The 25,513-nt window shown below is 42.4% G+C and carries 26 protein-coding genes and 1 riboswitch; of the genes, 9 read left to right on the forward strand and 17 right to left on the reverse strand.

The annotated features are described in order from the left end of the window. Positions 1–93: 93 nt before the first annotated feature. Together panD and AWW72_RS12985 are read left to right on the forward strand one after the other, a co-directional pair. Positions 94–474, forward strand: coding sequence for an aspartate 1-decarboxylase (gene panD / locus AWW72_RS12980; RefSeq protein ID WP_004655255.1), 381 nt, complete (start codon positions 94–96; stop codon positions 472–474). 178 nt (positions 475–652) lie between these two features. Next, positions 653–2,443, forward strand: a complete 1,791-nt coding sequence (locus tag AWW72_RS12985) for a patatin-like phospholipase family protein (RefSeq protein ID WP_062847604.1) — start codon at positions 653–655, stop codon at positions 2,441–2,443. An 8-nt stretch (positions 2,444–2,451) separates the two neighbouring features. Here the strand turns inward: AWW72_RS12985 and AWW72_RS12990 are convergent, their stop codons facing one another. Together AWW72_RS12990 and AWW72_RS12995 are read right to left on the reverse strand one after the other, a co-directional pair. Further along, complete coding sequence (locus tag AWW72_RS12990) at positions 2,452–3,636, reverse strand: hypothetical protein (RefSeq protein ID WP_062847605.1); 1,185 nt, start codon at positions 3,634–3,636, stop codon at positions 2,452–2,454. Positions 3,637–3,648: 12 nt separating this feature from the next. Further along, positions 3,649–3,864 (reverse strand): hypothetical protein, encoded by a 216-nt coding sequence (locus AWW72_RS12995; RefSeq protein WP_062847606.1) that lies wholly within the window; start codon positions 3,862–3,864, stop codon positions 3,649–3,651. A 186-nt stretch (positions 3,865–4,050) separates the two neighbouring features. Further along, positions 4,051–4,208, forward strand: a riboswitch (FMN riboswitch). 96 nt (positions 4,209–4,304) lie between these two features. Between AWW72_RS12995 and ribB the strand changes: the two genes are divergently transcribed. Beyond that, positions 4,305–4,964 (forward strand): 3,4-dihydroxy-2-butanone-4-phosphate synthase, encoded by a 660-nt coding sequence (ribB, locus tag AWW72_RS13000; protein ID WP_062847607.1) that lies wholly within the window; start codon positions 4,305–4,307, stop codon positions 4,962–4,964. Positions 4,965–5,017: 53 nt separating this feature from the next. Here ribB and AWW72_RS13005 read toward each other — a convergent pair whose 3' ends face one another. Further along, positions 5,018–5,692, reverse strand: coding sequence for an HAD-IA family hydrolase (locus AWW72_RS13005; RefSeq protein WP_062847608.1), 675 nt, complete (start codon positions 5,690–5,692; stop codon positions 5,018–5,020). Between the two features lie 93 nt (positions 5,693–5,785). Between AWW72_RS13005 and AWW72_RS13010 the strand changes: the two genes are divergently transcribed. After that, positions 5,786–6,553, forward strand: coding sequence for a hydroxymethylpyrimidine/phosphomethylpyrimidine kinase (locus tag AWW72_RS13010; RefSeq protein ID WP_062847609.1), 768 nt, complete (start codon positions 5,786–5,788; stop codon positions 6,551–6,553). A 78-nt stretch (positions 6,554–6,631) separates the two neighbouring features. Here the strand turns inward: AWW72_RS13010 and lysM are convergent, their stop codons facing one another. The 6 genes from lysM to AWW72_RS13040 all read right to left on the reverse strand — a co-directional run bounded on the left by lysM (position 6,632) and on the right by AWW72_RS13040 (position 10,372). Beyond that, positions 6,632–7,105 carry a peptidoglycan-binding protein LysM gene (lysM, locus tag AWW72_RS13015; protein WP_004770891.1) on the reverse strand — a complete coding sequence of 158 codons (474 nt, stop codon included), beginning with the start codon at positions 7,103–7,105 and terminating at the stop codon, positions 6,632–6,634. Between the two features lie 207 nt (positions 7,106–7,312). Continuing rightward, on the reverse strand, positions 7,313–7,549 hold the full coding sequence (gene acpP / locus AWW72_RS13020; protein ID WP_004655272.1) for an acyl carrier protein: 237 nt from the start codon (positions 7,547–7,549) through the stop codon (positions 7,313–7,315). An 86-nt stretch (positions 7,550–7,635) separates the two neighbouring features. After that, entirely contained in the window at positions 7,636–8,370 is a 735-nt protein-coding gene (gene fabG / locus AWW72_RS13025; protein WP_062847610.1) for a 3-oxoacyl-ACP reductase FabG, read from the reverse strand. Continuing rightward, a complete protein-coding gene (gene fabD / locus AWW72_RS13030) occupies positions 8,367–9,353 on the reverse strand; it encodes an ACP S-malonyltransferase (protein ID WP_062847611.1) in 987 nt (328 codons plus the stop codon). The genes fabG and fabD overlap by 4 nt, the downstream gene beginning before the upstream one ends. Positions 9,354–9,550: 197 nt before the next feature. Next, positions 9,551–9,736, reverse strand: coding sequence for a 50S ribosomal protein L32 (gene rpmF, locus AWW72_RS13035; RefSeq protein ID WP_004638135.1), 186 nt, complete (start codon positions 9,734–9,736; stop codon positions 9,551–9,553). A gap of 75 nt (positions 9,737–9,811) precedes the next feature. Continuing rightward, positions 9,812–10,372, reverse strand: coding sequence for a YceD family protein (locus tag AWW72_RS13040; RefSeq protein ID WP_004770887.1), 561 nt, complete (start codon positions 10,370–10,372; stop codon positions 9,812–9,814). Positions 10,373–10,468: 96 nt separating this feature from the next. On the opposite strand from AWW72_RS13040, the gene AWW72_RS13045 reads away from it, so the two are divergent. Together AWW72_RS13045 and AWW72_RS13050 are read left to right on the forward strand one after the other, a co-directional pair. Further along, positions 10,469–11,131, forward strand: coding sequence for an elongation factor P hydroxylase (locus AWW72_RS13045; protein ID WP_062847612.1), 663 nt, complete (start codon positions 10,469–10,471; stop codon positions 11,129–11,131). 87 nt (positions 11,132–11,218) lie between these two features. Beyond that, positions 11,219–11,836, forward strand: a complete 618-nt coding sequence (locus AWW72_RS13050; protein WP_004770885.1) for an L-threonylcarbamoyladenylate synthase — start codon at positions 11,219–11,221, stop codon at positions 11,834–11,836. 29 nt (positions 11,837–11,865) lie between these two features. On the opposite strand, the gene AWW72_RS19470 is transcribed toward AWW72_RS13050, so the two are convergent. Together AWW72_RS19470 and AWW72_RS13060 are read right to left on the reverse strand one after the other, a co-directional pair. Beyond that, positions 11,866–12,321 (reverse strand): hypothetical protein, encoded by a 456-nt coding sequence (locus AWW72_RS19470; RefSeq protein ID WP_171254722.1) that lies wholly within the window; start codon positions 12,319–12,321, stop codon positions 11,866–11,868. 46 nt (positions 12,322–12,367) lie between these two features. Next, the gene (locus AWW72_RS13060; RefSeq protein WP_062847613.1) at positions 12,368–13,084 is read right to left on the reverse strand and encodes a GNAT family N-acetyltransferase; all 717 of its coding nucleotides are present in this window, start codon (positions 13,082–13,084) and stop codon (positions 12,368–12,370) included. Positions 13,085–13,331: 247 nt separating this feature from the next. Between AWW72_RS13060 and AWW72_RS13065 the strand changes: the two genes are divergently transcribed. From AWW72_RS13065 to rluB, 3 genes are read left to right on the forward strand one after another with little or no spacing between them, the layout of a single operon-like run. Further along, positions 13,332–14,126, forward strand: a complete 795-nt coding sequence (locus AWW72_RS13065; protein ID WP_004770882.1) for a segregation and condensation protein A — start codon at positions 13,332–13,334, stop codon at positions 14,124–14,126. Beyond that, a complete protein-coding gene (gene scpB, locus AWW72_RS13070) occupies positions 14,123–14,722 on the forward strand; it encodes an SMC-Scp complex subunit ScpB (RefSeq protein ID WP_004770881.1) in 600 nt (199 codons plus the stop codon). The genes AWW72_RS13065 and scpB overlap by 4 nt, the downstream gene beginning before the upstream one ends. Positions 14,723–14,763: 41 nt before the next feature. After that, complete coding sequence (gene rluB, locus AWW72_RS13075; protein WP_062847614.1) at positions 14,764–15,708, forward strand: 23S rRNA pseudouridine(2605) synthase RluB; 945 nt, start codon at positions 14,764–14,766, stop codon at positions 15,706–15,708. A gap of 57 nt (positions 15,709–15,765) precedes the next feature. Here rluB and AWW72_RS13080 read toward each other — a convergent pair whose 3' ends face one another. Genes AWW72_RS13080 through AWW72_RS13105 form a run of 6 tightly spaced genes read right to left on the reverse strand, consistent with a single transcriptional unit; the run spans position 15,766 to position 25,265 of the window. Further along, positions 15,766–17,493 carry an ABC transporter ATP-binding protein gene (locus AWW72_RS13080; RefSeq protein WP_062847615.1) on the reverse strand — a complete coding sequence of 576 codons (1,728 nt, stop codon included), beginning with the start codon at positions 17,491–17,493 and terminating at the stop codon, positions 15,766–15,768. Positions 17,494–17,507: 14 nt separating this feature from the next. Next, positions 17,508–18,647, reverse strand: a complete 1,140-nt coding sequence (locus AWW72_RS13085) for an ABC transporter permease (RefSeq protein WP_005256307.1) — start codon at positions 18,645–18,647, stop codon at positions 17,508–17,510. A gap of 11 nt (positions 18,648–18,658) precedes the next feature. Next, positions 18,659–19,597: an ABC transporter permease gene (locus AWW72_RS13090; protein WP_004770877.1), complete on the reverse strand. Its 939-nt coding sequence runs from the start codon at positions 19,595–19,597 to the stop codon at positions 18,659–18,661. A 12-nt stretch (positions 19,598–19,609) separates the two neighbouring features. After that, positions 19,610–21,622, reverse strand: a complete 2,013-nt coding sequence (locus tag AWW72_RS13095) for a M3 family metallopeptidase (RefSeq protein WP_062847616.1) — start codon at positions 21,620–21,622, stop codon at positions 19,610–19,612. A 26-nt stretch (positions 21,623–21,648) separates the two neighbouring features. Next, positions 21,649–23,466 carry an ABC transporter substrate-binding protein gene (locus AWW72_RS13100; protein WP_062847617.1) on the reverse strand — a complete coding sequence of 606 codons (1,818 nt, stop codon included), beginning with the start codon at positions 23,464–23,466 and terminating at the stop codon, positions 21,649–21,651. A gap of 14 nt (positions 23,467–23,480) precedes the next feature. Beyond that, positions 23,481–25,265, reverse strand: a complete 1,785-nt coding sequence (locus AWW72_RS13105) for an ABC transporter substrate-binding protein (protein WP_062847618.1) — start codon at positions 25,263–25,265, stop codon at positions 23,481–23,483. Positions 25,266–25,513: the final 248 nt, after the last annotated feature.

The following is a 25,513-nucleotide window of genomic DNA, read 5'->3' on the forward strand; positions in this document are numbered from 1 at the left end:
CAAAATGCGCATCAAACCGCCCATAGCCCGCGGAAAACGTGACAAGTCAACCATAAGATATTGATCTTAGGTCTTACTCAGGAGACGCTAGCCATGCTATCTCGTTTATTAAAATGTAAAATTCACCGTGCAGTTGTGACTCATGCAGAGCTTCATTATGAAGGTTCTTGTGCAATTGATGGCGTATTAATGGACTTAGCAGGGATTCGTGAATACGAAGAAATCCACGTATGGAACGTCACTAATGGCAAACGTTTCACCACTTACGCAATTCGCGGTGAAGACGACTCAGGCATCATTTCAGTGAATGGTGGCGCAGCACATCAAGCTGATGTCGGTGATTTAGTGATTATTGCAACTTTCGGTGACTTCACTGAAGTTGAAGCAAATCTTCATAAACCACGCCTCGTTTATGCAAACCCAGACAACACAGTGAATCACACAGCAAACTGTATTCCTGTGCAAATTGCATAAGCAATAAAACAGATTCCTAAAAAGCCATGCCTTGCCATGGCTTTTTTATTGACTCAACAAATATTACCTCCCTACATACAAAAACACTTAAAAATCAGCTCATGTTTTACGCAACCCCACTTGTAAAACCGTGCTAGGCCTTATTCAATAAATAGACAATAACGATAATTTGAATAATATGGATATTCTTAACATCCTGAACAAAACAGCACTGTTTAATGAACTCGATCACAGTGCCTTAGCCTCCCTAACAACGCATTGTCATATTCGTTATTTACAAACAGGACAGCAGCTTTACTGTGTCAATGATCTGGCTGATCATGTTTATGTGATTGCTTATGGACGTATAAAATTCACCACACCTGCGGGTTTACTGACCTATTATGGGCGGAATGAAATCGTGGGTGAAACAGGTGTTATTTCTAACCAGCCTCATCATGGTACAACCAATGCAGTGCGTGATACTGCACTGGTCGGCATTCCGCAACAGCAATTCATTGAATTTATTAATCAGCACCCGAAAGTATTATTTGCCTTGTCTCGCTTGATTATTCATCGATCCCAACCCGATCAGCAACTCACTCATGCCATGGGACATAGTCGTACCCTTTCCGTCATTCCTGTCTCTTCACAAATTCCAGCCACTCACCTTGCAGAAAAGCTGACAGAACACCTGCAACGCTGGCCACAAGTTCGTCTAGTCACAGCCGCGCATGTGGATGCCTTATTTGGAGCAGGATTTAGTCAAACCCCGCTCGACTATGGCGCGGATGATCTTCAGCTGCGCCAATGGTTAGCCAGTCTGGAAGAAAAACATTGCTATGTACTATATGCCGCTGATAGCAATGAAGATGAATGGTCTAAACGCTGTTTACATCAGGCAGATCGTATTTTAATTTTGGCAGAAGCCAATCAAACCCCAACTCATACCAAATTAGTTGAGGTGTTAAATCAACATGACTGGCAAAGCCCTATCGAGTTAGTCCTACTCCGTTCTGAAGGTGATCCTTCCCCACATACCCTGATCTGGAAACAGCTCTATCATGCCCGCGCCCATTATTTTATTCATCCTTGGGCTCAGGCTGATATCTGTGCGGTTGCCCGTCAGATTTCCAGTCAAGGCGTCGGTTTAGTGCTGGGTGGTGGTGGCGCACGGGGTTTTGCTCATATTGGTCTGATTCGTGCACTGGAACAATTACACATTCCGATTGATATTGTTGGTGGTACCAGCATGGGCGCCTTTGTTGCTGCCCTTGTGGCTTGTGGATTTGATAGTGTTGAGATGACCCATATTGCTTATGAAACTTTTGTAGCACGTAACTATCTCAATGATTACACCATGCCACGCGTCTCATTGATTCGGGGCCAACGTTTCCATAGTCGCTTGCATGCCATTTTTGGACATCGGCGAATTGAGGAACTCCGACAAACCTATTACTGCATTTCCACCAACCTCACCACAGGTCAAGCAGTGATTCATGATCAAGGTGAACTTGCGACTTGGGTCGGAACCAGTATGAGTGTACCCGGCGTTGCGCCACCTGTGGCTTGGCATGAAAACCTGCTCTGTGACGGAGGTGTGATCAATAACCTTCCCACCGATGTGATGCAAAATCTGGAAAGAGGTACCATCATTGCCAGTAATGTCAGTTTGCATGATGATATTCGAGTGCCGGGTATTGGTCTGGAAGAACCGGATCAAAGTGCGCTACTCAACTGGAATAAAATTATTAAAGATAAGCTATTACATGCACCCAAACTGGCAGAAATCCTGATGCGCACGGCAACTTTAGCCAGCGATACCATGATTCAAACCGCAGCGATTGAGCGGGCAAATTTGCATGTGCGTATGCCCATTGCTGGCATTGGCATGTTTGACTGGCATAAACTGGATGAACTGGTTGAACGTGGTTATGACCATGCGCTAGAAATGTTAGTCCCAATTCGAGAAACACTTCCCTATTCTTGATTGAGGCTTTACGATCCAGCAACAGATGACTGAATCTGGTAACGACCCAGTAAAGTATCTAAATAGTGATAAGTTTCTGGATCTAATTGCTGCATATAGCCATCCAGAATACGATGACATTGTCGCTGTTTATCGATCGGCATACGACGCATAATATCGAAAGTCACTTCCCACTGTGAACGCAATAATGACGCATAAGCAATATGATGCAGCACCTGCTCATCAATTTGTGCAATTGCCAATGCGACCGCTTCCCTTGCCTCATCTTGCATATAATTGACGATCACCAGCATATCTGCCCATAAATCACAGCGGTCAGCCGCTTCCACAATGCTTTGGATAATTTCAACACGTCTTAAGGCTGGCAAATTGGCAACAAAATCTTGTGCATGTGCAGATAAACATGCCACCACAGGCAACATATCTTCCCACAATTGGTCTTCCTGAGTGGCCTGAATAATGGCATTGATCACAGGCTCACCTTGCTGAACAGCTAAATCACCTAGCTCCTGCTTGAGCCCATAACTGATGTAACTCATCAAGGCCAATACTTTGGGCCACAACAAACGCTGTGCGGGATCACCAATAATCAATAAAGCCTTTTCAATTCTCTCTCGGGGTAAGACATGCACCAAATGATCAATCTGTTCCCTTGATTCAATATAAAAAGCGATTTCCAATAAATCACTTTCATTCTCTACAATCTGCGCCACATCCTGTAACACCGCGTCAGATAACATACTGACAAAACGCCCTATGGTGACAAAATCCCGTTGTTCGAGCAGAACTTGGGTAATATCGGTAATCTGATGAGTCGTCAGGTAACTCAGTAGCTCTCTCGCCAAGCGTGGATCCAGATACACCGCAATTGCTGCAATCGTTTTTGCAGGTAAATGCTTGGCAATACGGTATGAGCTTTCAGTGGAGAGATACACTGCAATTTGCGCCACAATAAAAGGCTCTAAAAAATGCTTCACCCAGAAAATACTGATCCAGCGTGGCAACCAGTTCACCCATGTTGCTAAATGACGAAAACGACTTTTTTGCTGGCTTTGCAATAACTCTAATATCGCAAAACGAAATTGCCTGAGGTTTTCAGGGGCCAGAACCTGCATAAAGGCCAATTGTTGCTCTGGTACATTCAGGATTCGAGCAAGTTTAATGATTTCGGCCTGCACAGCGAGACGCGTCATAACATTGCTCCATCATGATTTGGGCTTAAATAACCAGCGTAGAAAAAACGGGATTTGATACAGCCGTTGATTCATTTTCTGATCTTCATTTTCTATAGTTTGGCGTAATTGCTGATTGAGCCAAGCCAAATCCTGTTGAGACAATTGTGAAAATGCTTTTAGGCTCATAACAGGTCGATGTAATTGTTGTGCCAGTTGTTCTAATTCGGTTTTCTCCGCCTTTTCCATATAGCGCTTACTCCGCATTATTGTTGTTTTATCTTTTCAGTGTATGCCCAATTCAAATGGATTGCCAGTTTCACAGATCAGGAAAAAAATTTGCACTACGTCTCAGCAATTTTCTTCATTTTTATAGAACGATACATTCTATAAAAAGTTCCCTTTTCACTTAAAAATCTGGCTATAATCGAAGGACATCGCTTCAGGGCGGGGTGAAATTCCCCACCGGTGGTAAGTCAGGCATGACCATAAAATGACCTGACCAGCCCACGAGCCTGTATATATTTTTATATACTCGCAGATTTGGTGAGATACCAAAGCCGACGGTATAGTCCGGATGAAAGAAGACGAAACCACCGAAACACTCTTTTGGGTTGTTTTTGTGCACGCTTATTTTTACATCAGTCCTGAAATGTTCAACCGTATCCTATTTACGAGAGCGTTTCATTATGTCCAGTTTAATCCAACCCGAACTTTTCTTTTCAGCCCTTTCTCCTGCTGAACAACGTATTCAACAAGCTTTAGAAGATATCCGCCAAGGCAAGCCTGTTTTGGTCATGGATGATTTTGATCGTGAAAATGAAGCTGACCTGATTATTGCTGCTGAGACCTTAACAGTCGAAACCATGGCACAAATGATTCGTGATGGTTCAGGCATTGTCTGCCTATGTTTGACTGAAGCACTAGCAGATCATTTAGAACTTCCACCTATGGTGGTCGATAACTCAAGCCAATTTAAAACTGCGTTTACCGTGACCATTGAAGCTGCTCAAGGCGTAACGACAGGTGTATCTGCAAAAGATCGTGTGACGACTGTTTTAGCTGCAACTAAAGATGGTGCTGTTGCCAGCGACCTGAGCCGCCCAGGCCATGTTTTCCCGCTACGCGCACGTGAAGGTGGTGTTCTGACCCGTCGTGGTCATACCGAAGGTACGATTGATCTGGCTCGTCTGGCAGGTTTAAAACCTTCTGGTGTCTTGTGCGAGTTGACCAATCCTGATGGTTCTATGGCATCAGGTATTCAAGTGCTAGCCTATGCTCAAACACATGGATTAACCGTGATTAGCATTGAAGAACTGGCTCAATACCGTTTAAAACATAATGTCTGATGAGATATGATAAAAAAGCCTCGAATGATCGAGGCTTTTTTATTGCATGATTTTTAAGAAACTTTTCGTTCTGCATTCAGTTCAGCCACCGTTGCAATTAACTGGCTAAATTGAGAAATTTGCGTTAACGGCTGTGCCTGAGCTAACTCATCTGCCCGACCATAACCATAATTAACGGCAATGGTTTCAATTCCATTAGCACGCGCACCAACAATGTCATATTGGCGATCACCGACCATGATACATTGCTGGGCATCTAAATGTTCTTGCTCAAGAATATAAGCAATCAAATCTGCTTTATTAGTACGCTCACCTGTCAGCTCGCTGCCATAGATTGCTGTAAAATACTGATCTAGCTTGAAATGAGTCAAAATTTGTTTGGCAAAGACTACAGGCTTAGCCGTTGCAAGAAATAGTCTATAGCCTTCCGCCTGTAATTGCTGCAATGTTTCTGCGACTGTCGGATAAATTTCATTTTCGAATAGACCTGTCACTGAAAAACGTTCACGGTAAGCCAGTAATGCTTGCTCAGCCAGCTCATCATCTTGGGTATTCAGTAATTTTGCCAAAGAAGCTTTTAAGGGCGGGCCAATCGTCCAGTCCAGATCCACGTCATCAGTCAAAGGTTGACCTAACTTTTGCAAAGCAAAACGAATTGAACCATGAATTCCTGTTTTAGGGTCAGTTAACGTCCCATCTAAATCGATTAGAATATTTTTGATCGTCATTCGTTCAATCTCTTGCAGCCTTACACAACATAGTCGAGAGTTTCTCGAAACTTCCCTATACTACCGTATATTGAAGACTAAAAGGAAATTGCAGTGCGTCCGACCGTGCTTTGTTTTTCAGGTTTAGATCCATCTGGCGGTGCTGGCTTACAGGCAGATATTGAAGCAATTGGACAAAGTGGTGCGCATGCAGCCATTGCATGTACTGCTTTAACCATTCAAAACTCGCAGCAAGTATTTGGCTTTGAAGCAACCTCAAAAGAATTGTTGCTCGCACAAGCCAACGCCGTGGTCGGTGATTTACCAATTAAATGTGTAAAGTCTGGTATGTTGGGCACAACCGATAATATTGCCGCACTGGCTGAATTCTTACGCGCTCATCCCGATTATTTATATGTGCTTGATCCTGTGCTAGTGGCCAATAGTGGTGGCTCACTTGGCGATCAGGCCACACTGGTAAAAGCCTTTGTCGAGTTAATCCCTTTAGCGACTGTGATCACGCCTAATACGGTTGAGTTGAGAGCTTTAACAGGTATTGAGGATATTGAACAAGCAACAGAAAAGCTGTTCGAAATGGGTGCCAAAGCCATTTTAGTCAAAGGCGGTCATGAAGACACGCCAGATCACATTCGTAATGTCCTCTATGCTGAAGGTAAAATGATTGCCGAAAGCCGTTGTCCACGTCTGGAAGGTCAATATCATGGTTCAGGTTGCTCTTTGGCAAGCTTCATTGCAGGTCGGCTAGCACTCGGTGATTCATTAAAAATTGCCGTTCAGCATGCAGAAACATGGTTATTTGGCGTGCTTAAGCAGGCAGAAACACCTGTACCCAATGGGCAAAAGATTCCAAAACGCTTTTAAGCGCTCCAGAAATCTTTCAATTTTTCAAAACATTTTCAATAAAAAAGGCGCATCAAGCGCCTTTTTTATATTCACAGATTATTGTGGAATACGTAAAACTTGTCCCGGGAAAATATCATCTGCATTTTTAAGTAATGGACGATTCGCCTCAAAGATCTTGTTGTACTGGTTTGGATCGCCATAATATTCTTTTGAAATTTTAGACAGGTTGTCACCTGATTTCACTGTATAGAATTTACTTTCTGGCTCAGGCGCTTCTACAGTCATCTGATCATCCACTTGCGCTACATGATCAATATTACCAACTGCCAATACGATCTTTTCTTTATCTGCCTGACTTTTTACCTGCCCTTTAATCGTTGCAGTATCCGTCGTGCCGTTATACGTTACAGATAAGCCTTCAACCCCAAGACCTAAACTTTTAATCAAACCTAATAATTTATTTGCAATCTCTTGAGCTGATGGTTCAGCTGGTGTTGCTGGCGCAGCTTGTGGCTCTGCTGGTGCTGTATTTTTCTTACCGATACCTTTAACAAAATCAAAAAGACCCATTGTTATTACCTCTGTAATTATTAATCTCAAATCGTCAAAATAGACTTACTTTAGTTATACCGAAAAAAAAAGTGACTCAAGTTTCAATTTAAGGCGGTCTTGTAAATATATGTATATCCACTAAAACCAAGAGATATTTATTCTCTTTTCATTTCAGGACATATAAAAAAAGCCACCTGACGGTGGCTTTTTTATCATGCAAGATGATTAACCAAGTTTCTTAGTTACGTAATCGATTGCAGATTGAACAGTTGTGATTTCATTTGAATCTTCATCTGGAATCGTGATGTCAAAATCGTTTTCGAAAGACATTACAAGTTCAACCAAATCTAAAGAGTCAGCACCTAAGTCATCCATGAAAGATGCTTCGTTTTTAATCTCTTCAGCACGCATACCTAATTGTTCAGCTACAGCTTGTTTGATGCGTTGTTCGATATCGCTCACAGGAATTCTCCTCATTGCTTGTGGCGTTTTAATTTGCCACTAGTTTAATTGAATATAAAAATTTTTAAAAGTTTATACATCGCCAGTTAGGCCATGTATAGACCACCATTTACGTGTAAAACTGTACCAGTAATGTAACTAGCCTTATCGCTGGCAAGGAAACTCACTGCATCAGCAATATCTTGAGGTTCACCTAGACGATTTAAAGCTACTTGATCAGTCATTTTTTTACGAATCTCTTCGCTTAACTGATCAGTCATTTCAGTGGCAATGAAACCAGGTGCAACACTGTTCACTGTAATCTGACGGCTACCCATTTCTTTAGCCAAGCTACGACTGAATGCTTCAATCCCTGCTTTTGCTGCCGAGTAGTTCGCTTGTCCAGGGTTCGCAAAATGTGCAACCACTGAACTAATATTAATAATGCGGCCAAAACGTGCTTTGGTCATGCCTTTCAATACACGCTTAGATAAGCGGTATACGGCTTTCAGATGAATATTGAGAATGTCATCCCAGTCATCTTCAGACATACGAAGCAGCAAGTTATCTTTGGTAATGCCTGCATTGTTAACCAATACCAGCACCGAACCATATTTTTGTTCGATATCTGAAACCAGTGCATCAATCGCAGCGCCATCACGCACGTCAAGTACAGCACCTGCGCCTTGTTCAGCAAAGCTTTCGGTCAGCTTTTGCGCGCCTGATTCAGAAGTTGCGGTACCAACCACAAAAAAACCGTCTTGAATGAGTTGCTGTGCAATTGCAGCGCCAATACCACGGCTTGCTCCTGTCACTAACGCAACTTTTCGTTGTTGTGTCATGCAATTTTTCCTTCTGCCACTAACACTGCGTTTAGGGCATCTTCCATACGTGCTTTGCTATCAATGGCAAATGCTTTTTCTATGTTCGGTAATCGCTTTGCAAGATTACTCAATACCGTACCTGGTCCACATTCAACCATGTACTGGATACCCTGATCTTGCAGATATTGCATAGTACGTGTCCATTGAACCGACTGGTACAATTGAGCTGTTAATGCCTGACGTAACTGAGCAACATCTGTCGCGATTTCCGCGTTGACATTTTGTATTACAGGAAGGCATGGTAGCTCAATGGCAGTTTGTTCCAAAGCTTCAGCAAACTTTTCTGCTGCTGGCTTCATCAATGTGCAATGTGAAGGCACTGAAACTGGCAATGCAATCGCTTTACCAGACTGTTCTTTTGCTTCAGCCATCACCTGCTGAACCAATGCAGCGCTACCAGCGATAACAACTTGACCTTGTGCATTGTAATTTGCAGCTTCAACAGAACCTTGGCCCGCAGCAGATACTTTTTCACAAAGTTCAACCACTTTGTCATCTGCCAAACCAAGAATTGCCGCCATTGCGCCTTCACCTTGAGGAACAGCGCTCTGCATTAATTTACCGCGTAAATGAACCAGTTTAACCGCATCAGCTAAAGTCATGGCCTCTGCCGCAACAAGCGCACTGTATTCCCCTAAAGAGTGCCCAGCAAGGTACTTTGGCACAATTCCACCCAGTTCTAACCACACACGCCATAAGGCAATGCTTGCAGTTAATAACACAGGTTGGGTATTTTCAGTCTGGTCTAAACCTTCACCACTCTGGGCAATATGCCAAAGGTCAAAGCCTAGTGCTGCTGATGCTTCTGCAAATGTATCTTGAACGACACTAAATTGCTCTGCAAGTTCAGCCAACATACCTGCTTTTTGTGAACCCTGACCAGGAAAAACAAATGCTGTTTTTGTTGCTTGAGCAGCCTGCTCAAGTCGCTTAGTCGACATATAAAAATCCTTAAAATGGTCTATCGCCAATTTCATCAACACTCATGATTCTACATGAGAATGACAACAGACTCTTTTCCGATGCGGCAATTTACCATTGATTAAATCGTTTTTTAATTGCGAAAAACAACAAAAAAGGGAGCTTTCGCTCCCATTTTTTCTATACTTTAAGCTAACGCTTAATGCATATGGTTCAATTATTCAGCATCAGCTGCTTTAGCGAATAATTGACGACCACGGTAAATACCGTCTTTAGTCACGTGGTGACGACGATGAGTTTCACCAGTAGTTTGGTCTACAGATAATGCATTCTCGGTTAAAGCGTCATGTGAACGGCGCATGTCACGGCGAGAGCGACTTTTACGGTTTTGCTGAACGGCCATGATGGCTCCTTACAAAGATCGAAAAAATGGATCAGAAACAAATTCAGTTGTCTTAACTCAACATTATATCACAAATTATGAGTTAAGTTTACCCTTCAAACTTGCCAAAACATCAAACGGGTTATCCCGTTTCTCTTCGACAACGTCCTGAATGGCAGGTCGATGTTTATGCTCACAAACATCATGCTTGGGAGATAAAGGCATCAACAATAACAGTTCATCTTCTAGTAGTGCGAGCAAATCAATCGAAGCAGGTGTATCAAAATCACCTTTTTTCGAAGACTCGCTTTCACCTAAAACGATGAAATCAGCATCCTCATCCAAGCGCTCTATCAGTGACTCATCATCGATCAAAGCTAAATGAAAATCTGAAACAAGTTCAGTTTCAACAGTATCCAGACAACGCTGGCATTCCATTGGAACTTTCGTTTCAATACGTCCATCTAGCCATACAATGCGATGATATGCATCCATTGATAGCTTACAGTCTATGTTGATCAATCGATCATTAATTGATCCAACAGCTTCACGAGCGATACGAGCAAAGCGAGACAATGGCAGTGTGCCTGACCATGTAAAGCCCTGTTCAGCCCATTTAAACGGCTCAATCTGTGCCGGAAAGGTATTTGCTGACATAATTAAGGCGGCAATTCTACAAATTCATCGGTACTCTGTCAAAGATTAAGATACAATTTTGCACTTCTTTAGACAGAACTCGGGGTAAATTAAGCAATGCACCTGTTGCAGCCGCAACTTGAAGTAACAACTTCATTACTTGTAAGCACCCATTCAACCTCTGCTCCTGCATTAACGCCAGATCAAGTGCAACGCTCATCTTGGCAAAAGTTAACATCAGAACCAGAACAGGTCGATTGGCTTATTTTACACTTTAATCACTGGTTTTCCCACCATAATGTCACACTAGTTAAAGGTGATTTTGAACCAGAATATTTCCCGGCGGAAAATGGACAGCCTGCAAGAATCCAATTTGCCCATGGTTTCTTTAATAGTGCGCTACATGAAATTAGTCACTGGAGCATTTCGGGTGCACAGCGTCGCCTACTTCCAGATCTGGGATATTGGTACGCACCAGATGGTCGAACGGCTGAGCAGCAGGCACTTTTTGAACAGGTTGAAATCAAGCCGCAAGCAATTGAATGGCTGTTTGCAAAAGCTTTTGGTCGGAAATTCCGTGTCTCTTTAGATAACTTGACGGGCGATGGCGGTAATGGCCAACGATTCAAAGATCATGTTTTTGCTCAGCTACAAAATTATTTTTCAGGTGAAGCCAAGTTACCACGCGACGCTGCGCATTTCATTCACTACATCTGTCTGTGTACCCGTCATGGCCGACCGTTACAACTCGATGAATTTAAACGTGAAGACCTTGATTAAAGGACAAAATTGTCACATCTAATGCTTGCAACTTGACCGCAACACGTTTCATACTAAATTTAGCCATATAGATCAGGGAGTTCAAAGATGTTGCATTTACATATTCATCCCGAAAATCCACAGGCACGCTTAATCACACAAGCAGTGGAACGTATTCGTGCCGGGGATGTGGTGATTTATCCGACAGATGCAGCCTATGCAATTGGTTGTCAGATCGGAAATAAAAATGCGATGGAACGTATTGCGCAAATTCGTGGTCTGGGGCCAAAGCATCAATATGCAATTATGTGCTGTGACCTCTCTGACATTGCCACTTATGCCAAAGTCGATAATGCCATGTATCGTTTATTAAAAAATAATACCCCTGCGGTCACGACGTTTATTTTGCCCGCGACCAGCGAAGTACCAAAACGTTTAATGCATCCGAAGAAAAAAACCATTGGCCTGCGTATTCCAAGTAATCCTGTTGCGCAAGCTTTATTAAAAGAACTCGGTGAACCGTTGCTAACCAGTACTTTAATTTTGCCCGATCAAAAAGATCCCCTAGATGATCCATACGATATTGAAAATCAGCTCGGTAAACGGATTGACGTGTTTATTGATAGTGGTTTTGGGACTTTATCAACCACCAGTATTGTAGATTTATCAGGAGAAAATCCTGAAATCGTGCGTCGCGGTGTTGGTGATGTCAGTGCTTTTGAATAAGTACTGACATCTATTTCACTCTTGTACGCTTAGGCATAAGGAAAGTTTGGACATTCAGCCAGAATTTGACTTGCGCTTTGTATTTTCTGGCCTGATTCGTTAAAAACTTCGATTTGAAATGAGAATCGATCTTCAATTAAAAGACCATAGATTTTGCTTCTGCCACTTTGCTTCAGTGTTTGAAAGTTTTTCAGAAAAGCACAACTTTGTTGTTTAAGCTGTTCTGCACTCACACTTTGACTATCCTTATCACTTCTGAGTTTCATCTTTACCATAATCTTCGGGTAATGATTGACTGCGCGAATCTCCATCCCCCATTTAGACGCAGTGGGGTTTGTATGATGATTAATCTTACTGACGATCATTCGGCCTAAATATTGTCTTAGCAGCTCTTTCTGCACTGAAGGGTTATTCCAGATAATAAAATTACCAATCAGAACAATAACCAAGGTCAGCATCAGGCCGACAATTATTTTTCTTTTCATTGAAGTGGTATACCGCAATATTTCTCATTAAAACGAATGATCAAATTCAGATTTCAAAAAAATCTGATAAACGCTGTTTCTGGAATCCTTGTGCATCGAAATTCTCAGGATTTAACCACTGGAGATAACTCTGTTCTAGTGCAGGCCATTCTTCATCAATGATTGAAAACCATGCCGTATTGCGGTTACGACCTTTACTGACCCGATCATGGCGGAATAATCCTTCATATTGAAAACCAAAGCGCAAAGCGGCTGCTTTAGAGGGTGCATTACAGTCATCGCATTTCCACTCTACCCGTCTATAGCCCTGCTTGAAACATTGTTGTAAAAGTAGAAATATCGTTTCAGTTGACGCTTTTGATTTTTTCATCTTATGCGAGTAATAGACATTGCCGATTTCAATCGCACCGTGTTCCAGTCGTGGTTGTAAGAGTGCAATCCAGCCTTGAACTTCACCATCCACTTCAATCAGAAAATGTGTAACACCCTGAAAGCCAAATCGTTGTTCTAAAGTTTGTTTTAATTGATCTCTGCTCTGGGGCGCAGAATAAGGTAAATAGGTCCAGCATGATGCATCAGGCTCGGTCTCTACGGCATGCCAGATATCATTTGCGGTCTGATCGGAGATTTCACCTGTAATACGAATCAGTTTAACGTATTGGCCCACGAGATCTTGCTGAATAAGTGAACATGGCTGGTGATCAACATCAAGGCCAACACTTTGTCCAAACGAGTTCTGTTGTGTTTTTAAATATTTTTTCATAGCGATTTATAATTGAGCAGAAATCATGATTTTCGCTGCTCATTTAAGCATAACTTTATTACATGACCTAGATGATCACGTATAAATATAGAAAATACCCTGAGAAGTTTAAGGTTTTTGTAAGTCAGCAATTTATTAAATTGGGGATTTCGATTAGAATAGGCGTGCTCTTGGTAGCATGTGCCCTTTCTTGCACAAAAATTATATCTTTTCATGCTTTTGAAAATTCGCGTGGCTTATAACGGTAATGAACCAAATTCTCCCCTCTCCTTTGGAGTCCACTCCTTCCATTCGCGTGCTTGACGAGTGGCAAGAAGTCATACCTGAAGATTTGTATATCCCGCCTGCCGCGTTTGAAATTTTACTGGAACAATTTGAAGGTCCTCTGGATTTTCTGATTTACCTGATTCAAAAAAATGGTTTTGATTTATTACAAGTCGATATTTCACCGATTGCGACCCAATATCTGTCTTATATGGACAGTATGAAGTCCTTGAATATCGAACTGACGGCCGATTATATGGTGATGGCCGCGCTTTTGGCGGATCTTAAATCACGCTTGTTATTGCCAAAACCGACTGCTGTTGATCAATTTGAAAAAGATCCAAAACAAGAATTGATTGACCGTTTGGAAACGTATTTACGCATTAAACAGGCCGCTGAACGATTGGGGCAAATGCCAATCTTCGAGCGTGATACCTTTAGTGCCAATGTCAGTATTGGACATATTGCGCCGATTTATGAAGGCTATGATGTAGCTGCCTTACATGATGCCTTATTTTGTGTGTTTAACCGTCCTGAACCGATCACGCATGTGGTCGCGCAGGAACCAGTATTGCTAGAAGAACGTATCGCCTTTATTGAAAGTCAGCTCGCGTTAGGTGAAGCCTTGAGTTTTATTGAATTATTAAATCCCAAGCAAGGTCGTATGGGGATGGTGGTTACGTTTATGGCAGTACTTGAACTTACACGTCAGCAAAAAATCCAGATTATTCATACAGGAATTGAAGCTCCGTTGACCATTCAAGGAGTTGCCGCATGAGTTTAGATCAGTTAGAACAAAGTGAAAGTATGTCTCTTGAAGACATTCATCATGACGTTTTATTGCAAATTGAAGCCATTCTATTCGCCAGTGACTCACCAGTCTCAATTGCCCGTCTAAAAGAAGCGTTTCAAAACCAATATAATAAGCAGCAATTACGTACATTTGTGCAGCAATTGGCAATGTTACAGCATGGTCGTTCAATTGAATTAATTGAAACGGCGCAAGGCTTTCGTTTTCAGGTACGTGCGAAATATCGCAATATCATTGCGCAGGTCTGGCCAGAACGCCCAACCAAGTTATCCCCCTCTTTACTCGAAACTGTCGCAGTGATTGCTTATCATCAACCTGTCACACGTGCCGATATTGAGCAGATTCGTGGTGTATCTAATAATAGCCAGATTTTAAGAACACTTTTTGACTGGAACTGGATTAAAGAAGCCGGTTTCAGAGATTTACCCGGAAGACCTGCGTTGTTGATTACAACGCCCCAGTTTTTAAATGCTTTTGGCTTAGCGTCGCTAGGTCAATTGCCTCCCCTGCAGAACGCCAAGGAAGCATTCATGGCTCTCGATGCACATGCGCCGAAGTCTTGAGAAGGTGAACTGTTGATCATTATGTCTAAGGTTGTGCTGTCATGAGTGAAAAATTACAAAAGGTTTTAGCGAGAGTCGGGTTAGGCTCGCGTCGCTATATGGAAGAAGTCATTGCTGCTGGTCGTGTCAGCATCAATGGTCGTATTGCCCAAGTTGGTGAGCGTATCGAACCCACTGATGAACTTCGTATCGATGGTCGTAAAGTACAATTCCAAATTGAAGACGAAATTCGTCGTCGCGTTTTAATTTACTATAAGCCAGAAGGTGAAATTTGCTCGCGCAATGACCCTGAAAAACGTCCAACTGTATTCGATCATTTACCACAAATTGCCAATGACCGTTGGGTCATGGTCGGTCGTCTAGATATTAACAGTACTGGTTTATTGTTATTCACAAACGATGGTGAACTTGCGAACCGTTTAATGCACCCATCAAACGAAGTAGAACGTGAATATGCCGTTCGCGTGATGGGTGAAGTTACACCACAAATTCGCAACAACATGCTGAAAGGTGTTGAGCTTGAAGATGGTCCTGCGAAATTTGAATCATTCTCTGAAATTGGTGGTGACGGGATCAACCGTTGGTATCAAGTTGTGGTTAAAGAAGGTCGTAATCGCGAAGTACGTCGTATCTTTGAATCACAAAGCCTCAAAGTCAGCCGCTTGTTACGTACCCGTTACGGTACCGTGATTTTACCGCGTGAATTACGTACTGGTCGCTGGATGGAACTGGATAAAACCGACATCGACAACCTTGCGAAATCAGTTGAGTTAAAACCACGTCAAGGTACTGGCCTATTCGGTATGGCAAAACGTCGTACTGAGCGTATGGCAGATAAACCGATGGCTGCACGTCGTGGTGGTTATTTACGTCAACAACGCCGTGATGATGAACAAGATCAGTCACAGCAACGTTCTGGCGCTAATAGCAACAATAACAATGGTCGTAAAACTATTGGTTTCAACAAAGGCTTTAAAAAGTTTTAATCCTTTGGTCTGAAATAAAAAAACGCTCTGATTAGAGCGTTTTTTTATGACTTTAGTTTAATGATGGACGATCCCTTGTGGAATGGCATTCAGCAACTTCTTGGTATATTCATGTTGTGGATGCAAATACAGTTCATCAGAGTTGGCAATTTCAACCAGTTCGCCATGATTCATCACCATCACCTGATCTGAAATATATTTCACCACCGATAAATCATGTGAAATAAAGATATAGCTCAACCCAAATTCATCCTGCAAATCTTGCAATAAATTCAATACCTGTGCCTGCACGGATACATCCAGCGCAGAGACCGATTCATCACAAATCAGGATTTCAGGCTTTAGGGTTAAGCAACGTGCAATTGCAATGCGCTGTCGTTGTCCACCAGAAAACTCATGCGGATAACGATCATAGGCTTGCGCAGGCAAACTGACACGTTCCAATAATTCCAGCGCTATTTTCTTGCGCTCAGCATCATTTTGCCCAATGCCATGAATTCGCATCGGTTCTAACAAAATCTGTCCGATGGTAAAGCGTGGATTGAGGGATGCATAAGGATTCTGGAAAATGATCTGAATCTTACGTTGGTACTGACAAAACTCTTTCTCACTCATGGCAAGGATATCCTTGCCGCCAATTAAAGCCTGCCCACCCGTTGCTTCATGCAAACGCATCAGCAGTAAACCGATGGTGGTTTTTCCTGAACCCGACTCTCCCACCAGTCCCAGAGTTTTGCCTTTTGCCAATTGGAAAGACACACCTTTCACAGCCTGAAATTCATCTCTTCCCCATAGCCCTTTACGGCTATAAAAAGATTTTTTAAGATTTTTAACCTCTAAAATAATCTGTTCATCGCCCTTCAGACCACGAGAACGTTGCTTGAGATTCAAGTCAGCTAACTGACTCACTTCCACCCATTGTCCGTTTTCCTGCTTCATAAAATCACTGGTCACAGGTAAACGGTAAGGTCGTGAAGCAAGCTGCGGACGACAATGTAGCAAGGCTTTGGTATAGACATCCTGTGGCCGTTCCAGCACTTGCTCAACAGGGCCGCATTCACGAATTTCTCCATGACGCATAACAATCACTTCATCGGCAATTTCCCCGACCAGTGCGAGATCATGGGTAATAAACAACATCGACATCTGGTGACGTTGTCGTAACGATTCCAGCAAATCAATGATCTGTTTTTGAATGGTGACGTCTAAGGCCGTGGTTGGCTCATCGGCAATCAGCAACTTTGGTTCACAGGCAATTGCCATCGCAATCATGACCCGTTGTTGCTGCCCGCCAGAAAGCTGGCTTGGATAAGCATCTATTTTGGTTTCAGGTGCAGGAATGCCGACTTCTCGGAGCAATTCCAGTACCCGCACTCTCGCTTCCTTACGTCCCATATCCAGATGAATACGCAGCACTTCGGCAATCTGATCGCCCACGGTAAATACAGGATTTAACGATGACATCGGTTCCTGAAAAATCATGGCAATCTCTTTACCACAAATCTTCCGAATTTCACCTGCCGATAAATGCAGTAAATCCTTGCCTTCAAATTTGATTTTGCTTTGTGCTGCAATTTGGCTCTGACCTTTCGGCAATAAGCCCATCACCGCTAGTGAAGTTACGGATTTACCGCTACCAGATTCACCGACCAAAGCCACCGTTTTATTTTTAGGAATCGAAAATGAAATTCCTTTTACGGTTTCAATCCACTGTTTATTTTCACCTTTAAAGCTGACTTGAAGATTTTCAACCTGTAATAGCGGTAGTTCATTCTGATATTGCATATTTTCGCTCTCCGCTATTTCAGTTTAGGATCTAAAGCATCACGCAATGCATCGGTGAACATCGAGAATGCAGTGACCAACACAGCCATTGCAATGGAAGCGGCTGCCAGTTGCCACCATTTCCCCAAAATCAGTTCACTTTGCGCTTCATTCAGCATACTGCCCCAAGACACCACACCGACTGGCACACCAAAACCAAGGAAGCTCAGAATCACTTCCGATTTGATAAAAGACACCACCAGAATTGAAATCTGCACCAAGGCAATATGACTCACATTGGGAAAAATATGCACAAACATACGACGTAAATGACTGACACCAATAGCTTTTGCTGCAAGCACATATTCACGCGATTTGTGCTTCATATATTCGGCACGGATCAAACGGAATACCCCCGTCCAGCCAGTCAAACCAAGAATGAGGACAATCGACAAAATGCCTTTTTGCTGGAGTACAGCCGCAATCGCCAACACCAGTAACAAATAAGGAATCGAGGTGAAGATGTTGTAAAACCAGTTCAGCACATCATCGACCCAACCACCGAAATAACCTGCAATTGCCCCCAGAAAAGTACCAATCACCACGGCCAATACTGCCGATAACAAGCCAACCAGAATCGACGTTTCAGCCCCTTTAATGGTTTTTAGCAAGATATCTTGCCCCCATTTATCGGCACCAAAAGGCAAAGTACTTTTTAATTCCTGTTTTTGTTCCAGCAAATTTCCACCCAGTTGCTGATTAATTTGCTTCATATCCTCAGCTAGCGGGTCGACCATACCATAATCATCGATGTAACCACTTTGCTGCTCACTCTGGATCTCGGCATTCAATTGCTGGATCACATCTTTCAAGGGATCAACTGGATTTTCAGGCAAGCTTTCTATGCTTTTCGCCGCTTCTTTCACATGGGAAGAATCCGCATCTGCCCCCAAAAAAGTCGGTGGCGCATAACTGACCGCAACTTCCTTATTCCAGTTTGATGCAATCACACCTGTCATGGACAAAGCCAGCAGGATGAAATAAAACAGCACCACAATAAATGAGACCACCGCAATACGATCTGATTTCAGTCGCTTTAATGCCAATTGCCATAATCCTGTCGCAGCAGTGGATTCATCAGAAGATGCTTTGCTTTTAAAAATTGTACTGAGCATTGTCATCCCCTCTACTTCAACTGAACACGAGGATCGAGGAGCTTATAAATCAGATCGGCGATCAGGTTAAAAATCATGGTCATTGCGGCGATATAAACGGTAATCGCTTTGATCACAGGAAAATCACTACGCTCTACTGCGATAATAATTTCTCGCCCGATCCCTGGAATCCCGAAAAAACGCTCAATCAAGAATGCACCAATTAATAAGGCGGGCAAACTTGCCATGACTTCAGTCACAATCGGAATGGACGCGTTACGGAGCACATGCACACCCAGTACGCGCGACTCGCCTACACCTTTGGCACGGGCAGTACGCACATAATCCTGATTAATTTCATCCAGCACAAAACTGCGATATAGACGTAAAGTCGGCGCAATACTCACCACCAGCATAATGAGAATCGGCAATAATGCGTACTGGGTTAGGTTTTCACTGAAATTATCGCTCCAGCCCTGAACGGGAAACCAGCTCAGTTGGTACGCCAATACATATTGAAAAACAATGATATAAACCAGAATACTGATTGACATTCCAATGGTGCACAGCATCATGACCATACGGTCTGTCAGTGAACCACGTACCGAAGCGACCGCTAAAGCCAAGATGATTGAAATCACAGTCTGTAAAATGGTCAGCGGGATCAATAACGTCAGCGATGGCCCTAAACGGGTCAAAATAATCTGTGAGACCGACTCCCCTGTACTCCAACTCACACCATAATCAAAGGTCAGAATCTGTTTAATAAAAATCCACAGCTGCACGTAGTAAGGTTGATCTACGCCTAACTGTTTACGGATGTTTTCAATTTGCTCTGGGTTAGACATCTTCCCTGCCAGAATATATGCAGGATCGCCCCCCACCCAGTTAAATAAAAAGAAAATCAGCAAAATAACACCCAACATGGTCGGGATCATTTGCCATAGTCTACGCACGACATAAGCAAGCATAATGGCAAATCCTTATTTGACCCGTTGACCTGTAATTTCACTAAAGAAGGCTTTGTTATCTGGTTCTCTGCCCAAGAAGTCCTTGACCAGTTGCGCAGCGCTCTTTTGGCTGCCCTGTGAAAGAATGGCTTGGCGATAGCGTTGACCAACTGCTGGATTATTCAGGTTATCTCCAAATGCCGACAACATATCCAGCGCCAGAACTTCTGACCACATATAGCCATAGTAGCCAGCCTGATACCCCATCAAATGCCCAAACTGGCCTGGAAATTCTGAGCTTGGCACATAGCCCAATGCCGTTGCCGATTCCATTTTTTTCCAGACATCCATCGGCTGTACTTTTAAGGCATCTGCGCCATGTAAAGCCATGTCGTATTGTGCATACAGGGTTTGACGTGCATAACGCATACCGCGTCCATAATTGTGTACCGATTTCAGACGTGCGATCAGTGCATCATCGACTCGTGGACAAGCGGGATCACAATAGTCAGCAACTTTAGATAATGTTTCTTTACGGCGAGCCCATTCTTCATACATTTGTGAAGGTGCTTCAACAAAATCACGCTCTACTGAAGTACCTGACTGACCTGAATAGCGGGTTTTCGATAAAATGCCGTGCAGCGCATGACCAAACTCATGGACAAAGGTTTCTAATTCATCGCTATTTAACCCTTTGCGGTTAAAGTTGGTGACCAATACTGAAATCGGCTTACGCTTGCTTAAGGTACTGCCGCCATATACGCCCCACACAGCCGCATGACCATATTTGCCTTCACGCGGAAATTTATCCATATACAGGCCGCCCAACACTTCACCTGTTTTCTTATCCGTTACATCATAATATTCAACTTCATCTTGCCATGTATCGACTTTGGCAGGCTTGAATTCGATGCCATATAAGTCAGAAGAAATTGCAAATAACCACTTCTGAGCCGCAAGCGTCGGGAAATAATCACGAAGCTTTTCCTGATCAATCTGGTATTTCTGTTTACGTAACTTTTCGCTCCAGTAATTCACATTCCAGCGATTAATTTCTGTTTTTTCAATCGGCGTGTTTAAGGTTTTGGCTTTAAAAATTCGTAGTTCTTCAACTTCTTTTTGCTCTAAAGGCGCCACAACTTTATGCACATCAGCGAGAAAGTTATTTACTGTTTTTGGCGTTTTCGCCATACGTTTTTTTAATGCCAAATCTGCATAGCTTGGTTGACCAAATAACTGTGCCAGTTCATAACGTAAATCAATAATCTGCTTGAGTAAAACGAGATTCTTTTCTGTGCCACGACGGGTAAAGGCAGTTTGATAACGCTTGCGTGCATCATCACTGTCTGCCAACTCCATGAAAGGTTGGTACTCAGGATACTCAAATCCTAATAAATAATTGCCTTTGTCATTTTTCTTTAAACCTGCAATGTAACTGTCTGGCAAGCCCTTCAGTTCCGCTGGAGTAAACTCGAGCTTTTCAGGATTATCACGAATATTACGAGAGAATTCTTGCGAAAGTTTCGTCAATTCATCAAAAATATTTTTAACCCGAGTTCTCTTTTCAGGCGCTAATTGCACACCAGTATCTTCAAAAGCATCGAGGATGTCCTGACGATATTTGCGATCAATTGCATCTGCTGCCTTGGTATTTTTAATTCGTTGATACAGCTTTGGATTCTGATAGATTTCTGTTTGTAGCTGGTTCAATTTAACTTCACAGTCTTCGGCAGCTTTACGCAGTTTCGCATCTGGATCAACATTGCTATATAAGCTGATCGGACCTGCAAAATCTTCAAATGTTGCCATCAGTTGATCCCACTCAGCCAATACTGGCCCAGCCGCAGATTGAGGCTTCACAGATTGTGTTTCGAGTTGAGCAATACGTTGTTGTAATTTTTCTAAGTTCGCATCACACCATTGAGCGCTAGCTGCTGTTTTTAAAATAGGTAAGGTGCTTCTTTCAGCCCAGATACTCTGGCTCACCCCTACAGTTGTCATGGATAACAAAGCCAGACTCGACAATTGCAATATTTTTTTCGCCATTTTTTCTCTCCAATTTGATTTGTTCGTTATTTCTTATCTTGAATATCAATGTACATCCACTCTGCTGGCAAGATAGGATGCTTTTTATAGCCCAGCACACGAGGCTGTGCGACCACAGTTCGGTAACGGGTCGACATGAATTGTACGGGTGAGTAAAACTCTAAAAGACGTGACATTTTGCGATACAACATATCGCGTTCAGGCCCATCATCCAGTTTGAGTGTTTGCTCATATAAACGGTCATATTCTGGTAATTTAAAGCAAGTATGGTTGGTTGCATGAATATTTTTGCCATAGAACAACTGCATAAAGTTATCGGCATCAGGATAGTCGGCAATCCACGCTGAGGCTTTGAACATGGTCTTACATTGTTTTTCAGCCTTTAAACCTTCCGCAAAAGGCACTGGCTTGGACACCATATTAATTTTGATATTGCCCAAATCCTTCTTGAGTAGCTCAGCCATTTGCATACTACGGGCACTGCTGGTAGAAGGCATAAACTCAATCACCAGCGGCTTGCCATCAGGAAATCTTCGCCATCCATCTGCACCGATTTTATAGTTATAACGATCCAGTAACAGATTGGCTGCCTTCACAGAATAAGGCACACTGCTTTTATAATCAGGGTCATGCCCAGCAACCCCATAAGGGATCGGAGACTCCAGTTTTTTGGCATTGCCCTTGGCTAAAATGCTGATAAATTTTTCTTTGGAAATCGCCATAGACATGGCACGGCGTAATGCAATTTTATCTTTGCCAAATCCACCGACAACAGGATTCTGGATATTCCAGTATAAATAATCAATCGACGGATCTGGGATACGTGACAATTGAACGCCCTTTTTGGCTAACTCGGGTTTTAGACTTCCATCTTGTTGTATGGCTTGTGCTGGTAATTCGCCATCCAGCGTAAATAAATCCAGTCCATCTTTTTGAAATGCTAACCATCCAGATTGTGATTCTTCAATCACTCGAATATCAATCACACCGATCTGTGGCATTTTTTTGCCTTGCATTTGCTGGACGATTTTCTGCTCATCTGGACTGTTTGCTTTAAAATTCCAGGTAAAACCACGATAATCAGGATTTGCCTTTAGAATAATCCGTGAACCAGGCGTCCAATGTGCCAGTACATAAGGGCCTGTTCCAACAGGATGCGCCATCGCATAGCCTGTTGTTTTATCCCGATAATGCTCAATCACTTCTCGTGCTACTGCCCCTGTCGGTTGATGGGCAAGCAGCATAGGGAAATTATGATTCGGCTCTTTTAAGCGAATCACTAAGGTATAACGATCAGGTGTCTGGATGCCACTGATCGGCTGATCATAATTAAATTTTCCCGTTTTACTGGCCTGTTGAATCAAGGCATCCATCCCATCAATTTTATCTTCGAATAACCAACTATTCGGCGAACGTAAATTCGGATCAAGTAACCGCTTATAGGAATAGGCATAGTCTGCCGACGTCAACTCTCTACGCTTGCCTTTAAACACAGGATCAGAAGCAAAATAAATCCCTTTCTTCAGTCGGATGGTATAGGTCATACCATCTGCACTCACCTCAGGTAAAGCAACTGCAGTATTGGGAACCAGTTTTGCTGGGGACGCCAGATAATCATAGGTATAGAGCGTTTCAAAGACTGAATATAAAATATGAGCAGAATAAAGGTCTTGTACAGCCACAGGATCAAAACCTGTTTCCGCAACAGGAAAGGCATAACGTAATACTTTTTTGGGATCTGCTGGGCTCTTAGCGATTGCTGTACTGACTGCACTCGCAAATGTTGTCCCCACTAACAGTGCCAACCCCATACGTGATATAGAAAGTTTAAAATTTTGCTTCATCAGGTATACATCACTTATTTTTGATTTGGTTCAGCAATATCTAGATATTGCCAATTGCTATTCATAATAGGATGAGCCTTGAATCCCTGCACTTCTGGCTGAATCAACCAGTTGCGAATACGGGTATCCTGCAAGATCCAGATATTGTCTGCTTCAATTTGACGACTCATTTTTTCATAGAATGGCATGCGTTTTTCAGGTGGTTGCTGCATCGCCTGCTTATATAAATTGTCATAAGCGACAGATTGATAGCAAGACTGATTGCCACGTCCAATATTTGGGCCATAGAGTAATTGAGTGAAGTTTTCCCCTTCTGGGTAGTCAGCATGCCATGCACCGCTCCACATCATGTATTTACACTGTGATGAAGCTTTTAAATTATCTGCAAAATTACTGACTTTAAAATCAGAACGTATTCCAATTGCATCCAGACTTTTTTTCCAGAGTTCCGAATACATCACTTTTGCCGAACCAGTTTCCGTATTGATTTTTAACGTCAGCGGCTTTCCATTTGGCAGGTTACGATAGCCATCTGCGCCTTTTTTATAACCGAAATGATCCAGCAGTTTATTGGCTAATACAGGATTGTAAGCAATGCTACTGCGGTAATTTGGATTGTGCCCACTCACGCCTTCTGGCACCAGCATTTCTGCTTTCACCGCCTGTCCCTTGCGTAGTATGCGGATATATTCATTCACATTAAAAGACAGCGCGATGGCACGTCTTAAAGCCACTTTATCCAGACTGTTTCCGCCCACCACTGGATCACGCATATTCAACATAGAATAGGTAATCTCAGCCTCTTTATTGGCATAGAGACGAATACCCTGTTTCTGCATCGCGGGTTTTAACTGGTTATTTTGATCCAGAACTTTGGGTATGGCATTTTCTGTGACTTTATCAAAATCAAGTTGCTTGGATTGAAATGCTAACCAGCGAGATTGTTCTTCTTCGATAATGCTGATATTGACCTTGCCAATTTGCGGCATTTGCTTGCCGCTCATTTCCCTGACCAGTTGATTGTCCCATTCCGTCCCTGAGGATTTGAAATTCCAGACAAAGCCTCGATAATCAGGATTGGCCACCAACTCAATTTTACTGCGAGGTACATATTTACTTAGCATATAAGGCCCCGTACCTACAGGGTGCATCGCAAGAAGATCTTTATAATATTCAACAACTTCACGTGCAACTGCACCAAATGAACTATAAGCAAGAATATAAGGAAAGTTATAATCAGGTTGAGTTAATGTGAATTGAATCGTATATTTATCTAATGCTTTAAGACCTTCTATCTTGGCATCATAATTAAACTTTCCAGTTTTCTTGGCTTGTTCGACCAGTGCATTGGCACCCACAATTTTATTATCAATAAAAGAAAATGATGAGGCATGATTTTTAGGATCTAAAATACGTTTAATGGAATAAACATAATCTTCGGCTACCAGCTCCCTGCGCTTGCCTTTAAATGCAGGGTCATCCGTAAAATAAATCCCTGATTTTATTTTAAAGATATAGACTTGCCCATTTTTTTCAATAGTCGGCATTTTTTTCGCTGTTGCAGGGATCAGTTTAACTGGATTTGCCAGATAATCATATTGCACAAGCCTTTCAAAAATTACATCCGCCACATTCCCACTATAAAAATTGAAAGTTTTAACCATGTCAAAACCATCATCTGGTGCTTCAAAAGCAACCCGAAGGACTTTATCCGCTTGAGCAGGTGTTTTTGCATAAACATTTGGCATGAATGCAATCACGCTGGATAAAACAGTGACCGTAAAAAAAATAGACTTCAAATCGATACTCACATCATCGTTTTTTAATAAATACTAGACTTTTGCATAGCATTCAACACCACTACCGTTTCTCTTACTGCGATTCAAATCCAAATTTTTCATCAAAAAATCATTTACTTAATAAAAATTTAACATTTGGAAAAATTAAACCATAAGAAAAAACGCTTCATAGCTGAAAATTACCTTGCTAATTTCATGCCACTTTTCAAATAAAAAAATCATGATTATTTTTTAACCAATACTTATTT

Origin of the sequence: Acinetobacter sp. NRRL B-65365 (assembly GCF_001605865.1) — a bacterium.
GTDB classification, from domain to species: Bacteria; Pseudomonadota; Gammaproteobacteria; order Pseudomonadales; family Moraxellaceae; genus Acinetobacter; species Acinetobacter vivianii.

Coding starts and splice junctions, on each gene's coding strand:
- panD (WP_004655255.1), top strand. CDS start 94: ATGCTATCTCGTTTATTAAAATGTAAAATTCACCGTGCAGTTGTGACT.
- AWW72_RS12985 (WP_062847604.1), top strand. CDS start 653: ATGGATATTCTTAACATCCTGAACAAAACAGCACTGTTTAATGAACTC.
- AWW72_RS12990 (WP_062847605.1), bottom strand. CDS start 3,636: ATGACGCGTCTCGCTGTGCAGGCCGAAATCATTAAACTTGCTCGAATC.
- AWW72_RS12995 (WP_062847606.1), bottom strand. CDS start 3,864: ATGGAAAAGGCGGAGAAAACCGAATTAGAACAACTGGCACAACAATTA.
- ribB (WP_062847607.1), top strand. CDS start 4,305: ATGTCCAGTTTAATCCAACCCGAACTTTTCTTTTCAGCCCTTTCTCCT.
- AWW72_RS13005 (WP_062847608.1), bottom strand. CDS start 5,692: ATGACGATCAAAAATATTCTAATCGATTTAGATGGGACGTTAACTGAC.
- lysM (WP_004770891.1), bottom strand. CDS start 7,105: ATGGGTCTTTTTGATTTTGTTAAAGGTATCGGTAAGAAAAATACAGCA.
- fabG (WP_062847610.1), bottom strand. CDS start 8,370: ATGACACAACAACGAAAAGTTGCGTTAGTGACAGGAGCAAGCCGTGGT.
- fabD (WP_062847611.1), bottom strand. CDS start 9,353: ATGTCGACTAAGCGACTTGAGCAGGCTGCTCAAGCAACAAAAACAGCA.
- rpmF (WP_004638135.1), bottom strand. CDS start 9,736: ATGGCCGTTCAGCAAAACCGTAAAAGTCGCTCTCGCCGTGACATGCGC.
- AWW72_RS13040 (WP_004770887.1), bottom strand. CDS start 10,372: ATGTCAGCAAATACCTTTCCGGCACAGATTGAGCCGTTTAAATGGGCT.
- AWW72_RS13045 (WP_062847612.1), top strand. CDS start 10,469: ATGCACCTGTTGCAGCCGCAACTTGAAGTAACAACTTCATTACTTGTA.
- AWW72_RS13050 (WP_004770885.1), top strand. CDS start 11,219: ATGTTGCATTTACATATTCATCCCGAAAATCCACAGGCACGCTTAATC.
- AWW72_RS19470 (WP_171254722.1), bottom strand. CDS start 12,321: ATGAAAAGAAAAATAATTGTCGGCCTGATGCTGACCTTGGTTATTGTT.
- AWW72_RS13060 (WP_062847613.1), bottom strand. CDS start 13,084: ATGAAAAAATATTTAAAAACACAACAGAACTCGTTTGGACAAAGTGTT.
- AWW72_RS13065 (WP_004770882.1), top strand. CDS start 13,332: ATGAACCAAATTCTCCCCTCTCCTTTGGAGTCCACTCCTTCCATTCGC.
- scpB (WP_004770881.1), top strand. CDS start 14,123: ATGAGTTTAGATCAGTTAGAACAAAGTGAAAGTATGTCTCTTGAAGAC.
- rluB (WP_062847614.1), top strand. CDS start 14,764: ATGAGTGAAAAATTACAAAAGGTTTTAGCGAGAGTCGGGTTAGGCTCG.
- AWW72_RS13080 (WP_062847615.1), bottom strand. CDS start 17,493: ATGCAATATCAGAATGAACTACCGCTATTACAGGTTGAAAATCTTCAA.
- AWW72_RS13085 (WP_005256307.1), bottom strand. CDS start 18,647: ATGCTCAGTACAATTTTTAAAAGCAAAGCATCTTCTGATGAATCCACT.
- AWW72_RS13090 (WP_004770877.1), bottom strand. CDS start 19,597: ATGCTTGCTTATGTCGTGCGTAGACTATGGCAAATGATCCCGACCATG.
- AWW72_RS13095 (WP_062847616.1), bottom strand. CDS start 21,622: ATGGCGAAAAAAATATTGCAATTGTCGAGTCTGGCTTTGTTATCCATG.
- AWW72_RS13100 (WP_062847617.1), bottom strand. CDS start 23,466: ATGAAGCAAAATTTTAAACTTTCTATATCACGTATGGGGTTGGCACTG.